11 protein-coding genes are annotated in these 14692 nt (G+C 62.3%); 6 read left to right on the plus strand and 5 right to left on the minus strand.

Going from position 1 to position 14692, the window contains the following annotated elements:
* Positions 1 to 184: 184 nt before the first annotated feature.
* From pta to glnK, 4 genes are all read right to left on the minus strand, one after another.
* The gene (gene pta / locus K8B33_RS06165) at positions 185 to 2266 is read right to left on the minus strand and encodes a phosphate acetyltransferase (protein ID WP_223424574.1); all 2082 of its coding nucleotides are present in this window, start codon (positions 2264 to 2266) and stop codon (positions 185 to 187) included.
* A 9-nt stretch (positions 2267 to 2275) separates the two neighbouring features.
* Positions 2276 to 3499, minus strand: coding sequence for an acetate kinase (locus tag K8B33_RS06170; RefSeq protein WP_223424576.1), 1224 nt, complete (start codon positions 3497 to 3499; stop codon positions 2276 to 2278).
* A 151-nt stretch (positions 3500 to 3650) separates the two neighbouring features.
* Positions 3651 to 4910: an ammonium transporter gene (locus K8B33_RS06175; RefSeq protein ID WP_223424578.1), complete on the minus strand. Its 1260-nt coding sequence runs from the start codon at positions 4908 to 4910 to the stop codon at positions 3651 to 3653.
* A gap of 65 nt (positions 4911 to 4975) precedes the next feature.
* A complete protein-coding gene (gene glnK / locus K8B33_RS06180; RefSeq protein WP_008732971.1) occupies positions 4976 to 5314 on the minus strand; it encodes a P-II family nitrogen regulator in 339 nt (112 codons plus the stop codon).
* Between the two features lie 396 nt (positions 5315 to 5710).
* Between glnK and K8B33_RS06185 the strand changes: the two genes are divergently transcribed.
* The 6 genes from K8B33_RS06185 (at position 5711) to K8B33_RS06210 (ending at position 13359) form a co-directional block, all read left to right on the plus strand.
* On the plus strand, positions 5711 to 5959 hold the full coding sequence (locus K8B33_RS06185) for an accessory factor UbiK family protein (protein WP_223424580.1): 249 nt from the start codon (positions 5711 to 5713) through the stop codon (positions 5957 to 5959).
* 13 nt (positions 5960 to 5972) lie between these two features.
* On the plus strand, positions 5973 to 6851 hold the full coding sequence (locus K8B33_RS06190) for an ankyrin repeat domain-containing protein (RefSeq protein ID WP_223424582.1): 879 nt from the start codon (positions 5973 to 5975) through the stop codon (positions 6849 to 6851).
* Positions 6852 to 7006: 155 nt separating this feature from the next.
* Positions 7007 to 7597, plus strand: a complete 591-nt coding sequence (locus tag K8B33_RS06195; protein ID WP_223424584.1) for a TetR/AcrR family transcriptional regulator — start codon at positions 7007 to 7009, stop codon at positions 7595 to 7597.
* Positions 7594 to 8679, plus strand: coding sequence for an efflux RND transporter periplasmic adaptor subunit (locus K8B33_RS06200; RefSeq protein ID WP_223424586.1), 1086 nt, complete (start codon positions 7594 to 7596; stop codon positions 8677 to 8679). The genes K8B33_RS06195 and K8B33_RS06200 overlap by 4 nt, the downstream gene beginning before the upstream one ends.
* A 13-nt stretch (positions 8680 to 8692) precedes the next feature.
* Positions 8693 to 11749 (plus strand): efflux RND transporter permease subunit, encoded by a 3057-nt coding sequence (locus K8B33_RS06205; RefSeq protein WP_223424588.1) that lies wholly within the window; start codon positions 8693 to 8695, stop codon positions 11747 to 11749.
* 104 nt (positions 11750 to 11853) lie between these two features.
* The gene (locus tag K8B33_RS06210) at positions 11854 to 13359 is read left to right on the plus strand and encodes a YifB family Mg chelatase-like AAA ATPase (protein ID WP_223424590.1); all 1506 of its coding nucleotides are present in this window, start codon (positions 11854 to 11856) and stop codon (positions 13357 to 13359) included.
* A 39-nt stretch (positions 13360 to 13398) separates the two neighbouring features.
* Here K8B33_RS06210 and K8B33_RS06215 read toward each other — a convergent pair whose 3' ends face one another.
* A complete protein-coding gene (locus K8B33_RS06215; protein WP_223424592.1) occupies positions 13399 to 14673 on the minus strand; it encodes an oxygenase MpaB family protein in 1275 nt (424 codons plus the stop codon).
* Positions 14674 to 14692: the final 19 nt, after the last annotated feature.

A 14692-nucleotide genomic window follows, 5' to 3' on the forward strand; every position in this document is an offset into this window, starting at 1 on the left:
TCAGCCAGCAAACCACGCCAGCCGCAGAAAAGCATCTTCACGGAATGTTGTCGTCGAATCAAGCCTGAATATTAACTTTCAACAGATATGAATGATGGCAAAATGCCATCATTGCCACACCAGAAACAAAGACGCTGGTTCCAACATTAATTAACGATCAACATGTGCAGCGCCCTTCAATGCCTCATAGATCCTGCGCAGCAGCCTGAATCGCAGTAATCGCAATCGTATAAACAATATCCTCCACCAGCGCGCCACGGGACAAATCGTTTACCGGTTTTTTCAGCCCTTGCAGCATCGGCCCGACACTGACGCAGTTGGCGCTGCGCTGTACGGCCTTGTAGGTCGTGTTGCCCGTATTGAGATCCGGGAAGATAAAGATTGTTGCGCGGCCGGCGACGGGACTGTCCGGTGCCTTGGCGCGTGCCACGCTCTGGATGGCAGCGGCGTCATACTGCAGTGGGCCGTCGATCAGTAGCGCTGGATTCTTTTCCTTTGCCAGCCGTGTGGCCTCGCGCACCTTCTCCACGTCGCTGCCGCCACCGGAATCGCCGGTGGAATAACTCAGCATGGCAACCCGTACCGGAATACCGAAAGCTTCGGCCGAACGCGCACTCTGGATGGCGATCTCGGCAAGCTCTTCGGCTGTCGGGTCGGGATTGACGGCGCAGTCGCCGTACACCAGCACCTGTTGTGGCAACAGCATGAAGAATATCGACGACACAAGGTGATAACCTGGCGCTGTCTTGATCAGTTGCAGTGCGGGGCGAATGGTATTGGCGGTGGTATTGATGGCGCCGGACACCAGGCCATCGACGTCGCCCTGCGCCAGCATCATGGTGCCCAGCACCACCGTATCTTCCAGTTGCGCCAGGGCCATGGGTTCGTTCAGGCCGCGGCTTTTGCGCAGCGCCACCATGGGGGCGACGTATTGCTCGCGGATGTCGTCGGGGTCAATGATTTCCAGTTCGTCGGGTATGGAAATGCCCTGCGCGCGGGCAACTCTTTCGACTTCCGCAGGCGGTGCCAACAGCACGCAGCGGGCAATGCCCCGGTTCTGGCACAACACGGCCGCCTGAATCGTGCGCGGCTCGGCGCCTTCGGGCAGCACGATGCGTTTATTCGCTTTGCGCGCCTGCTCTACCATCTGGTAGCGAAACGCCGAGGGCGACAGGGTGTGCTCCTTCGGTGTACCACAACGCGCCAGCAACCATTCGCCATCCAGTCTCGAGGCCACAAAATCGGTGACCTGCTCAGCCCGTTCGCGATCATCCACCGGGATTTCCCGGCTCATGCGATTGAGGTTGGTGGCGGTATCGTAGGAACCGGTTTCCACGGTCATGACGGGCAGGCCCACATCCAGCGCGCCCTGACACAGTGACATGATGCGCGGGTCAGGTTTGAAGCCGGTGCACAGCAGCAGCCCGGCGAGGGGCACACCGCGGGCCGCCGCCAGGCTGGCGGCGAGAATGATGTCGTCGCGGTCCCCGGGGGTGACGATCAGCGCACGCGGTTGCAACAGATCCACGGTGTTGGCCACCGCCCGCGCGCACAACACAATGCGTTCCGCGCGGCGTGTCTCGTAGTCGCCGGCGTGCAGCACGTCTGCGCCCAGCAGCTCGGCCACATCGCGAGTGCGTGGCGCACTCAATAATTCTTCCCAGGGAATGCTGCCCAGCAGGCGGAAGTTGTTATCCGCCATCTGTGGCAAGCGCTTTCGCAAGGCATCGGGCAGGCTGTCATCGCGCACCTTGTTCAGAATCACACCCAGCACGCGCTCACTGCCCGGGCCGCCAAACTGGCGTGCGTTGATCTCGATGCGGTCTGCCAGTGCTTCGGCGCTGTCGTTGTCCGAGGCGGCCACCAGAATCACTTCACCATCAACGCTGCTGGCCAGCTCGGCATTCAGGCGCTCGGCATAGCTCACCTTGCGGGTCGGCACCATGCCTTCCACAACCACCACATCGTTGCCTTTGGCGGCCTGATGAAAGCGTTGCACACCTTCCTGCAGCAGGTCGGCCATGCGGCCTTCACTGAGCATGCGTTCTGCCTGTGCCAACGCCAGGGGCTCCGGCGGGGTAATGCCCAGGGTGCGCGCTACCAGTTCAGAGGAACGCTCCGGCCCGGTGTCGCCTTGCTGGTTTTGCGCAATCAGTTTGCAGAAGCCGACCTTGAGGCCGCCGTGTTCGAGCGCGCGAATCAGGCCGAGGCTGGCAGAGGTAAGACCCACGCCAAAGCCGGTGGGGGCAAGAAAGAAAACCTGCATGACATCTCCTTAGTGTGCTGCGCGGTCATCGGTATCCAGACAGGCCAGCGATTCCAGTGCGATCTGACGCTCTTCATTCGTGGGCACGACCCATATCTGCGGTGCCGCTGTCTGCGCGGCTTGCGAGATGGTACCGGCGACGCCGCCAACGCAACGGCGGTTGGCGTCATCATCCATCACCAGGCCCAGCATGCTCAGATGCGCCAGTGTTCTGGCGCGGATCAACGCGGAATTTTCGCCGATGCCGCCGGTAAAAATGAGGCCGTCCAGGCGCGTCAGTGCACAGCGCATGCTGGCCAGGGATTTTGCCAGGCGGTAGCAGAACACCTCGATGGCCAGCGTTGCGCCAGCGTGACCCTGCTCCCGCGCCTGTTCGAGCTCGCGCATGTCATTGCTCAGGCCGGACAGCCCCAGCAATCCGCTCTCGCGATTCAGCACGGTATCAATTTTTTCCAGCGACCAATCCAGTGTGCGCGCGAGGAAACTGTGCAGGTTCGGGTCCACATCGCCGCTGCGTGTGCCCATGACCAGCCCTTCCAGCGGTGTGAAACCCATGCTGGTGTCACGGCTCTCGCCGTTCTGTATGGCGCAGGTGGAACAGCCGTTACCCAGGTGGGCGGACAACCAGCCGCTATCGCTCAGAGGCACACCCATCATGCGCGCCGCCTCCGCTGTGACGTAACGATGGCTGGTGCCATGGAAGCCGTAACGCCGCACGCGCTGTTGTGTATACAGCGCTTCCGGCAGCGCGTAACGGTAGGCGTGGGCGGGCATGCTCTGGTGGAAGGCGGTATCGAACACGGCGATCTGCGGCAACTGCGGGAACAGCGCCATGGCGGCGTCAATCCCCATCAGGTTGGCGGGGTTATGCAGCGGCGCCAGCGCTGTGGCCTGCTCAATGGCCTGGCGCGCCGCGTCATCGATCCGGCAGGCGGCGGTGAAATCCTCACCGCCATGTACCACACGATGGCCGACGGCAATCAGTTGCTCCCCTGCCTGCTTCTCGACCAGCGGCAGCAAGGTGGCCATGGCTTGGCGGTGATCCGCATTGCCAAGCGCCTGGCTCTGTTTGTCGTCGCCCTGCCGCCAACGCAACCGGGCATCCTCGCCACCCAACCGTTCCGCCAGCCCGTGCAGCAGAAAGTCGGGGCGTGACTCATCCACCAGTGCAAATTTGATGGATGAGCTACCGCAATTGATCACCAGCACAAGGCGTGCGGGGCGCTCGGACATGACCAGGCTCCTGCTGACTGTATTCAGTGCCCTACCATAGCGCCCACCAAAGTATTTGTCTGGCTCCTTCCGTAAAAAAGAAAAAGGGCGCCCGGAGGCGCCCTTTTCTTTTTTGCGGTGTTGTCTATTTAAGACTTACCCCTGTCAGAGCTTAGTTGCCCTTGACGAACTCCGGGTAAGCTTCCATACCGCAGTCAGCCAGATCCATACCAGCGTACTCATCTTCTTCCGGCACCCGGATACCGATGACGGCCTTGAGGATGCTCCAGACGATCAGGCTGGCAACGAATACCCAGACGAAGATGGTAAGCATGCCGACGAGCTGGCCGAAGAAGGTCGCATCACCGGTCAGCGGCACCAGCATCAGGCCGAGAATACCGCAGGTGCCGTGTACGGAAATCGCACCCACCGGATCGTCGATCTTGATCTTGTCCAGCGCCAGGATGGAGATCACCACCAGCAGACCACCAAGGCCACCGAAGATCAGCGCCTGCAGTGCAGTCGGCGTATCCGGGCCGGCAGTAATGGTCACCAGGCCAGCCAGTGCGCCGTTAAGCAGCATGGTCAGGTCGGCCTTGCCGAACAGCAGGCGCGCCAGGATCAGTGCGGCAATACCACCACCCGCAGCGGCCGCGTTGGTGTTCAGGAACACCATGGCGACGTCGTTGGCGTTCATGCCGTCACTCATCTTGAGTACGGAGCCGCCGTTGAAGCCGAACCAGCCCATCCACAGGATGAAAGTACCCAGTGTTGCCAGCGGCAGATTAGCACCCGGAATGGCGTTGGTCTGGCCGTTAGCGCCGTACTTGCCTTTCCGTGCGCCGAGCAGCAACACACCCGCCAGTGCTGCAGCAGCACCCGCCATGTGCACGATGCCGGAGCCCGCGAAGTCCGAGAAGCCGATTTCGCCGAGGTCATACATGCCGAATACCGGCACTTCGCCCCAGGTCCAGGCACCCTGCATCGGGTAGATGAAGCCGGTCATGACAACGGTGAAGGCCAGGAAAGCCCAGAGTTTCATACGCTCGGCAACAGCACCGGAGACGATGGACATCGCAGTCGCCACAAACACGACCTGGAAGAAGAAATCAGAAGCCGGGGCATAGACAGCGTCGCCGTCGAAGCCTGCTTCAGCAGAGTCAGCCAGCATGGCGGCTTGATCGAAATCACCGATGCCGCTGAGGAACCAGGTGCCGTCATACATGATTGCGTAGCCGCAGATCAGATACATGGTGCAGGCAATGGCATAAAGTGCGACGTTTTTGGTCAGAATCTCAGTGGTGTTTTTGGCACGCACCAGACCCGCTTCGAGCATGGAGAAGCCAGCAGCCATCCACATGACCAAAGCGCCACATATCAAGAAATAAAAGGTATCGAGCGCAAACTGCAGCTCATAAATTTGGTTTTCCACGATGCAACCCTCCGATAGGAAGCGTCAGTCAACTAGTTTAGGCATGGATCGTTGGTTGACGATGTTCAGACGGCGTCTTCGCCAGTCTCCCCAGTACGAATCCGGATCGCTTGCAGCAATTCCGTTACGAAAATCTTGCCGTCACCGATCTTGCCGGTGTTGGCTGCTTTCGAAATTGCTTCAATGACCTGATCCAACGCGCCATCGGCAATGGCGACCTCGATCTTCACTTTTGGCAGAAAATCCACCACGTACTCGGCGCCGCGATAGAGTTCGGTATGGCCTTTCTGACGCCCGAAGCCTTTCACTTCGGTGACAGTAATGCCCTGGACCCCTATCTCGGACAGCGCCTCACGCACGTCGTCAAGCTTGAAGGGCTTGATAATGGCTGTGACGAGTTTCATGTCAGTCTCCTGTGGCTTGCACCGCGTCTGCGGCGCCTTCCGTTCCCCGATTGAGGCGTTGCCTCATCCTGTTCAGCAGCGAGCACGAGGCTCTTGCCCGTTCTGGTCAATCCCGGTGATCCGGTCTGGAACCCCGGGTCGACCTGACAAGAAGCGATGCATTGACGCCACATCGATTCCTGCGTTGCTCTGCGTGATTGCACGATCCATGCCTGTTTTGAAATCGTATGCAAAATCAGAGGGTTAGCCCGTATCCGGCGCGGTACGCCGAAACAGGGGGAGCCATTATAGCGCACGGGTTTGGTGCACTCCCCAAAATGGTGCACGCATCGGGGAGCCCTGCTGTCCGTAGCGGTCCGTGTTACCATGGCGCCCCCACAATATCAGGCTTTGATCATGAATGACCTGCCCCTTATTGATCGTCTCGTTGCGGAAATCAGCCGCCGGCTGCCGGCCGGGCTGGGGGATCTCCAGAACGAGGTAGAGCGCAATGTGCAGGCCGTGCTGCGTGAAGCGATCGGCCGCATGGACCTCGTCAGCCGCGAGGAATTCGACATCCAGCAACAGGTGCTGGGCCGTACCCGCGAGAAGCTGGAAGCTCTGGAGCGCCAGGTGGCCGAGCTGGAATCGCCGTCCGCCCCCTGATGCGGCGCTGCCCATGCGTTATCTGATACGCCCGCTGTTCCAGGCAGGGGCAATGACACGGCCAATAACTGCGCTGCTGCTCGGGCTGCTGCTGGCCAGCACGCCGTTGCTGGCAGCGGATAACGGCACCCTTGAGGCGCCGGCGCTGCACCAGAGCAGTGCAACCCGCCTCAGTGATGCCATCACGGACGGCGACCTCGGCCAGGTCCGTAGCCTGCTGGCCGCCGGACATGCCGTGCACAGCGCCGATCTGCCCCTGGCGCTGCACGGCGGCCGCCTGCCACTGATCCGCCTGCTTGCCGACGCGCTGCCGGAACGTCATCGCCATGCGCCCGATCTGCTCGCCACCTATCTGGCGGAGGGCGGTAGCGATCCGGCGGTGGTGGAGTGGCTATTGCTCGACGGCGCGGCCCTCGAAGGGCGCAACAGCGCCGGTGACACCGCCGTGCTGGCCGCCGCGCGTCAGGGCCAGCACGCGCTGGTGCAGATGCTGCTGGCCTATGGGGCCGATCCGCAGGCCATTAGCGCCAGCGGCTGTGATCTGGGTTGCTTCTATCGTCCGGTCACACCGCTCGCCACACGGCAATGGCCCACAATAGATCAGCGCCCGGCAGCGTTCATGCTGCTGGCAGTCGCTCCGGCACTGCTGCTGTATTTCCCCCTGGCTGCCTGCCGGCTGCATCGACGGCGCGCGACAGGTCCGTTGACGCTGGGCCTGATCGTCGCACTGGGCTTGAGCATCTCGCTCAGCGCCTCGTTGTTCTTCCGTTGCGATCCCTGCCTGGTAGCACCGGGACCTCCCCAACTGCTCGTCAGTGCCGCTGCCAGCCTCCTTCTTACACTGGCCATTTTCATCGTCCTGCTACGGCGCCCGTTTTTCCGGACGTTCTGACACACACACTTTCTGGCACACGCTTTCTGACGCCGACGTTCTGGCATTCCGACGCGCTGATCTGCAGACATTCCCCTTGCCAGGTTTGCTGTGGGCAGTATAATGCCGGCACTTACTATACCAACCAGACGGTACACCACTGAGGCAGCTCGCCAATGCGACGACCCAAACCGGCTCCCGGCAGCCCCAATACACGCGATCAGATTCTGGATGCCGCGCAACGCGTGGCCGCCAAGCGCGGCGCGGGGCATGTCACGCTGGACGCCGTAGCCCAGGAAAGCGGCCTCAGCAAGGGCGGGGTGCTCTATCATTTTCCCAACAAGGATGCCCTGATCAACGGCATGCTGGAGCGGCTGCTGGCACAGAATACCGCTGCCCAGGAGCGGGCCATCAAGACCCTGGACGGCCCCGTCCACCGGACGCTGCGGTCGATTCTCACCGCCCGCCAGGCCGAACATCGGGATCTGAACCCGGATGTCGCGATGGCCGTCCTCGCCGCCGCTGCCGAGAAACCGCAACTGCTTGATCCCATGCGCGCCCACATACGCCAGCGATATGCCCAGCTGGCCGCCGAGGACCAGGCCCGGCAAGCACCACAACAGGACCTGGATCTGGTTCTGCTGATGCTGGCCGCCGCAGACGGCCTGCTGTTTCAGGATCTGCTCGCATTGTCCCCCCTGACGCCGGATCATAAAGAACGCCTCAATCGCCGCTTGCTTGAGCTCACCGAGGAACTGCTGTCATGACGATGACCCGCAATACGCTGCGCACCCCGACACTGTTGTTGGCCCCGGCACTGCTGATGACTGCCATGCTGGCGCTCAGCGCCTGCGGCGGACCGCCGGATGATGACCAGGCCGGTGTGCGCCCGGTGCGCGTGCAAGTGATCGGCGAAGACGAGGGCATCACCAGCCGTCGCTTTGTCGGTCGTGTGGATGCCGTCAGCACAGTGGATCTGTCCTTTCAGGTGGGCGGGCGCATCACCGAGCTGCCGGTGCAACAGGGCGCCGTGGTCACATCCGGCGGTCTGATTGCTGCGCTGGACCCGGCGGATTTTCGTCTGGCGGTGCGTGAGGCAGAAGTGCAGCTGGAACAGGCGCGTCGGGACCTGGCGCGCAACCGCACCTTGCTGGAACGTGGCACCGTGTCGCCGTCAGCGTTCGATCAGGCCCAGACCCAGCACGATCTTGCCGAGGTGGCACTGGACAACGCGCGGCGCAACCTCTCTTACGCGCGCATCACCGCGCCGTTTGATGCACTGATCACGCGCCGGCTGGTGGACCGATACACCAACGTACAACCCAACACCACCGTGGTCCGCGTCCAGAATGTGACGGAGCTGCGGGTGCATATCAATGTGCCCGAGCATCTGGTGCGGATATCGGACGAGTCATCGCTGTTCAATGTCACCGCGCACTTTTCCCAGCACCCGGACATGCATTTCCCGCTGACGTATCGCGAGCATGAAACCGAACCCGATGCGGTCACCCAGACGTATCAGGTCAGCTTCGGCATGCCCCGTCCTGAAAATTTCAATGTCCTGCCCGGCATGACCGTCACGGTAGAAATTCGTACGCGCGATGCGCTGGAGAATGCGGTTGTCCAGGTCCCGGTTGGCGCACTGGACATGCAAGCCGACGGCAGTTTCCGTGTATGGATCTACGACGAGGAAAGCGGCACCGTGAGCCCCCGCGATATCGATGTCGGACAACTGGGACTGGATCAGGCAGCCATCGTGAGCGGCCTTGCGCCCGGCGATGTCATCGTTACCGCAGGCACCGTCTTCCTGCGCGACGGCATGCGCGTTCGCCCCTTCGAGAAATACTGAGCGGAGCTGCATCATGGATATCGCACGCGGCGCCATCGAACGCCCGGTCAATACCTGGCTGATCATGATCATCTGCCTGCTCGGCGGCCTGTGGGCCCTGTCGTCCATCGGGCGCCTGGAAGACCCGGCCTTTACGCTCAAGCAAGCCGTTATTGTGACGCCCTACTCCGGCGCCACCGCTGAAGAAGTTGAAGAAGAAGTCACCGAGTTGCTCGAGTCCGCGCTGCAACAGTTGCCGCAGCTCAAGCGTGTGACATCCAAATCCAAGCCCGGTGTGTCCGAGATTACCGTACAGATCAAGGACCAGTACGACAGCACCACCATGCCGCAGGTCTGGGATGAGTTGCGGCGCAAAGTGAATGACGCGCGTTCGGACCTGCCCGCAGGCGCGGGCACGCCCAAGGTGAATGATGATTTCGGCGATGTGTTCGGCATTTTTTACGCCGTCACGGCAGAAGAATTCACCGAACAGGAAATTCGTAATCTGGCGCGCTTTCTGCGGCGCGAGTTGCTGACCGTACCCGGCGTCGCCAAAGTCACCACGGCGGGCGAACCCACCGAAACCATCTATGTAGAAATTTCCAGCGAACGGCTTGCCACGCTGGGGCTGCCCGTAGAGCAGGTACTCAACACCATCCAGACGGAAAACGCGGTGGAAAGCGCTGGCGCCATCAGCATCGGCGACCGCCGCGTGCGGCTGACCAATCGCCCCGGCTTTGATTCGGTGCGCGCCATCGAAAGCCTGCGCATCGGCCGGCCCGGGTCCACCGAGCAGATCAGCCTGGTGGATATTGCCGATGTGTTCCGCCAGAGCACCGAAATCCCTGATCAGCTGATCCGCTTCAACGGCGTGCCCGCTTTTACGCTGGCCGTGGCCGGTGTGCCGGATGCCAATATTGTCGAAGTCGGCAAGGCCGTGGATGCCCACCTGGCAGCACTGCAGGCGCGTATTCCGCTCGGAGTCAATCTGCATCCGATTTATGAACAGCATGTGGTAGTGGATGAAGCGATCAACAGCTTTATCGTCAGCCTGTTGCTGTCTGTCGCTATTGTTATCGGGGTGCTGTGCCTGACCATGGGCTGGCGTGTCGGCATTGTTGTTGGCGCCACCCTGCTGCTGACGGTGCTGGGTACCGTGCTGGTGATGCGGCTGCTGCACATCGAGATGGAGCGCATTTCCCTCGGCGCACTGATCATTGCCATGGGCATGCTGGTGGACAACGCCATTGTTGTCGCGGAAGGCATGCTGATCAATATGCAGCGCGGCATGCGTGCCAAGGATGCCGCCAGTGATTCAGCCCGGCGCACGCAAATACCGCTGCTGGGCGCCACCGTTATCGGCATCATGGCCTTTGCCGGGATTGGTCTGTCGCAGGACGTGACGGGCGAGTTCCTGTTCTCGCTGTTTGCCGTCATTGGCATATCGCTGTTGCTGAGCTGGGTGCTGGCCATCACGGCAACGCCGTTGCTCGGCAATTATTTTTTCCGCGTCGCGAAAGACTCAGCCGAAAAAGACCCCTATGCCGGCCGTCCTTACTTGCTCTATCGCAATGCCCTGCATACAGCGCTGCGCGCTCGTGGCAAAACGCTGGCCGGCCTGACATTGCTGACACTGTTCTGCCTGGCCGGCTTTGGCTTCGTCAAGCAGGCGTTCTTTCCTGCATCCAATACGCCGTTGTTCTACGTCAACTATACGCTGCCCCAGGGTTCGGACATTCGCGCCACCGCCCGCGACATCGCCGAAATAGACGCGCTGATTCGCGAGCATCCACAGGTGAAATCCGTCGCCAGTTTCGTGGGCAGCGGCGCCAGCCGTTTCATGCTGACCTATTCACCGGAGCAACCTAACCCGGCTTATGGCCAGTTGATTGTGCGTGTCGGCCATCGCAATCAGATCCCGCCGCTGATGGCCGCCCTGCGCGAGTCACTGCCGCCGCGTTTTCCTGATGCCGAAATCTATACCCAGCGCCTGATGTTCGGGCCCGGCGATGGCGCCAAACTGGAGGCCCGTTTTTCCGGCCCGGATACCGATGTGCTGCGCAGGCTCGGTGATGAAGCCAGCGCCGTCATGGCCGCCACGGAGGGCGTCACCGATGTGCGCACCAACTGGCGCCAGCGCGAGCTGGTCATCCTGCCGGAGTTCAGCGAGGAGCGCGCCCGCGTCGCCGGCATCAGCCGTGCCGAGGTAGCCCAGTCGCTGGAGTTTGCTACCACCGGGGTGCGTGCCGGCACCTATCGCGAAAGCGATGAACAGATCCCCATCGTGTCCCGGCCGCCAGATTTCGAACGTCTGGATGTCACACGTCTGACCGACCGGCTGATCTGGAGCGCCAGCGAACAGGCCTATGTGCCGGTGACGCAAGTCGTGGACGGTTTCACTACCGCCAATGAAGAAGCGCTTATTCATCGCCGTAACCGGGTGCGTACGCTCACCGTGCAGGCAGAACCGGATGGGGATCTGACCTCTGACGAAGCATTCCGGCGCGTGCGCGCGGCCATTGAAGCCATAGAAGTCCCCCAGGGCTACCAGATGGAATGGGGCGGCGAGTACGAAAACTCCCGCGAAGCCCAGGCGTCTCTGGGCGCACAGCTGCCGTTGAGCTTCCTGATCATGTTGCTGATCAGCATTCTGCTGTTTGGCAAATTGCGTCAGCCTGCGGTGATCTGGCTGATCGTGCCCATGTCCATCTGTGGCGTGACGCTGGGCCTGTTGCTGACCGGCATGCCGTTCACCTTTACGGCGCTGCTCGGCTTCCTCAGCCTGTCCGGCATGTTGATGAAGAACGCCATCGTGCTGGTGGATGAAATCGATGCACAGATCGCCACCGGCAAGGAATCCGTGGCGGCGCTGACCGATGCCAGCGTCAGTCGTCTGCGCCCGGTATTTCTGGCGGCGGTCACCACCATTCTCGGCATGGTGCCGCTGCTGTGGGATGCGTTCTTCGCCAGCATGGCTGTCACCATCATGGGCGGCCTGGCCTTCGCCACCGTGCTAACACTGATAGCAGTGCCGACACTCTATGCGCTGTTCTTCAAGATTCGTGCACAAGAGAATCAGGCCGCCGTCTGACATATATCAGCGCCACAGGCTGACATGCATTGGCGGCAATGGCTGACAGACCCATAACGGGCTCACGCTAGACTCATCGCTGATACTTCAGCTTGAGTCTGGCGATGTCCGTTGCACTGCTGCATACCCGCGCCATTATCGGCATTGATGCACCCGGCGTGCAGGTGGAAACCCATCTGTCGCCGGGCCTGCCCGCGTTTTCCATTGTTGGCCTGCCGGAAGCGGCGGTACGGGAAAGCCGGGACCGGGTGCGCTCGGCGCTGATCAACAGCGGCTATGACTTTCCGCAACGCCGCATCACCGTCAACCTGGCCCCGGCGGATCTGCCAAAAAGCGGCGGCCGCTTTGACCTGCCGATTGCACTGGGCATTCTCAGCGCCAGCAAGCAATTGCGTATCCCGGACAGCGATCGCTTCGAGTGCCTCGGTGAACTCGCGCTGGGCGGCGAGTTGCGACCATGCCAGGGCATATTGCCGGTGGCGCTTGCGGCGCGACAGGATCAACGCGAGTTGATCGTGCCCTCCGGGAACGCCGCCGAAGCGGCGCTCGCGCACCCCTGCGTACGCGGCGCCGCATCCTTGCTGGAGGTGTGCGCGCATCTGGAAGGCGTCGCACTGATTGCCGAAGCGGTCGCCCTGTGTCGCTCACCGGACGACGAGGCCGGCCCGTGCCTGGCCGACGTGCGCGGCCAACCACAGGCAAAACGCGCGCTGCTGATTGCCGCCGCCGGTGCCCACTCACTGCTATTGAAAGGCCCGCCCGGGAGTGGCAAGAGCATGCTTGCCCAGCGCCTGCCCGGCTTGCTCCCGGCGCTCAACGACGACGAAGCGCTGGCGGTGGCGGCCGTGCATTCGTTGACGCGGCCGCGCAGCAGCGCGCGTTTTCATTCGCCGCCGTACCGCGCGCCGCATCACACGGCTTCCGCTGTGGCATTGGTAGGCGGCGGCGGTCAGCCGCGACCGGGCGAGATTTCCCTGGCCCATCACGGCGTGCTGTTTCTGGATGAAATGCCGGAGTTTGACCGGCGCGTGCTCGAGGTATTGAGAGAGCCGCTGGAGACCGGCGAAGTGCATATTTCCCGCGCCCGACATCAGGCGGTATTCCCTGCCCGCTTTCAACTGGTGGCCGCGATGAATCCCTGCCCCTGCGGCTGGCTCGGGCATCCGGAAAAAAGCTGCGGTTATTTTTGCGACAAGGCGCGCCGTTATCAGCAGAAACTGTCCGGCCCGCTGCTGGACCGTATTGATCTGCATCTGGAAGTGCAGGCGCTGCCCGCCACGGCGCTCACCGGCCCCGCAGATGGCATGAGCAGCACACAGTTGCGGCAACAGGTAGTGGCGGCACGGCAGCGACAGCTAGCGCGCCAGGACAAGCTCAACCATGCCCTGGCACCCACCGAACTCGAACCCTTGATACATCAACACCGCCACTGGCTGGAGGAGGTCATGACGCGCCTCGGCCTGTCAGCCCGCGCACTCCATCGCATGCTGCGCGTGGCGCGCAGCATCGCGGATCTGGACGCGGCGGACACGGTAACGCAGACGCATTTGCAGGAAGCGCTGAGCTATCGCGCGACCCACGCAATGCCCGGCAATGACGCCGGTAACTAAACCTGAGCCTGAGCCCGAACCTGAGCCTGAGCCCGACCATCAAAGATGCGCCGGGTGATCCTCGCCTGGCTGGATCACGCCCTGGGCCTGATCGCCAAACATGGCAGCCAGCGCCGCCAACTGCGCCCGCCGACCACGGCGTTGCTGCCAGCCGCGCAGCCCCGGCACGAACCTTTGCAGGCTGTAGCCCACGGCGCGCAACGGCAGGGTCAGCAGCGGGTACCAGCTGCTGATGCGCTGAAACCCGAGCTGGGCCATTTTCTCCGTGCCAAGAAAATACTGGCTGACACTCAGGTGGCGATGGTAGTCCAGCTTTCGGCGCAGCGATTGCCAGCGCGGCCCGCCGGCATAGCTGCGTTCCAGTGGCTCCTGTGCCAGCGCCTGAGCCAGCTCACGGCTGGTCCAGTCCGGGCGGCTCTGGGTCATGAAGGTGTGGTGCAACAGCACCATGCCTTCGCGCTCGCTGTCGACCAGCCATTGCTCCTGCACGCCCATCAGCCAGCAGGTGTAGCGCCACAGGTGCATGACCCCGCGTGATTCACGCCGCGTCACCGGGATGCCCAGCTTGCGCAGCCCGCCCAGCATCACCACGCTGAATCCCAGGTAGGTCGCGGCCATGTCGATCTGGCACAGCGGCATGCCCCACTCGCTGCTGTCCCATTCTTCACGGCTCGCCAGATTGCGCCGCACCAGTGCATGCACCAGACGTACATGCAGGGTGGTGCGCACACCCGCAGCACCCGGCGCCAGACCGCCCACGTCCGTGCAATCCACCCACCATTTCCCGGTTTCGGCGACACGACGGGCGGTGCCCCGGTTGAGCGCGCCGGTCAGCACCAGCGACTGATTGAAACCCGACAAGAGGTAGCCTCCCATCAACGCCAGATCACGCAGCACAAAGGCGGCGGTCAGCCCGGTGCCCTGAATAAAGCGGGCTCCATCCTCCAGCAAGGCGCGGTCCAGCCAGGCCGGTTCTGCCTCCACGCCCCGGAAGAACACCTGCAAGGGCGCCGGGCAATCGGCCACCTGCTCCACCCCGTGCGCAAGCGCCTGCTCAAACAGGGCGCGGGCTTCGCGTGGGCCGTAGTCGTACATCCAGTCCACCAGTGCATCCATCGCCGGATCGCCGTCCTGAAGCGCCGCCACCGCGTTGTCGTATTCCTTGCGGGTGGGCGCAAGCTCACGGCCCGCAATCAGGCGGATCAGGGCCGAGGTGGGCGCCTGGGTCTTGGCAAACGGCCGCGCGCGACGCGGTACGTCCACCGCGTGTGTCGGGGTATCAGCAGACAGAGTGTCAGCGGCGTGTGCGGTCATGAGGCTCTCCGGATAACAG

This window comes from Alcanivorax limicola (genome assembly GCF_019931215.1).
In the GTDB taxonomy this organism is placed as follows: Bacteria; Pseudomonadota; Gammaproteobacteria; order Pseudomonadales; family Alcanivoracaceae; genus Isoalcanivorax; species Isoalcanivorax limicola.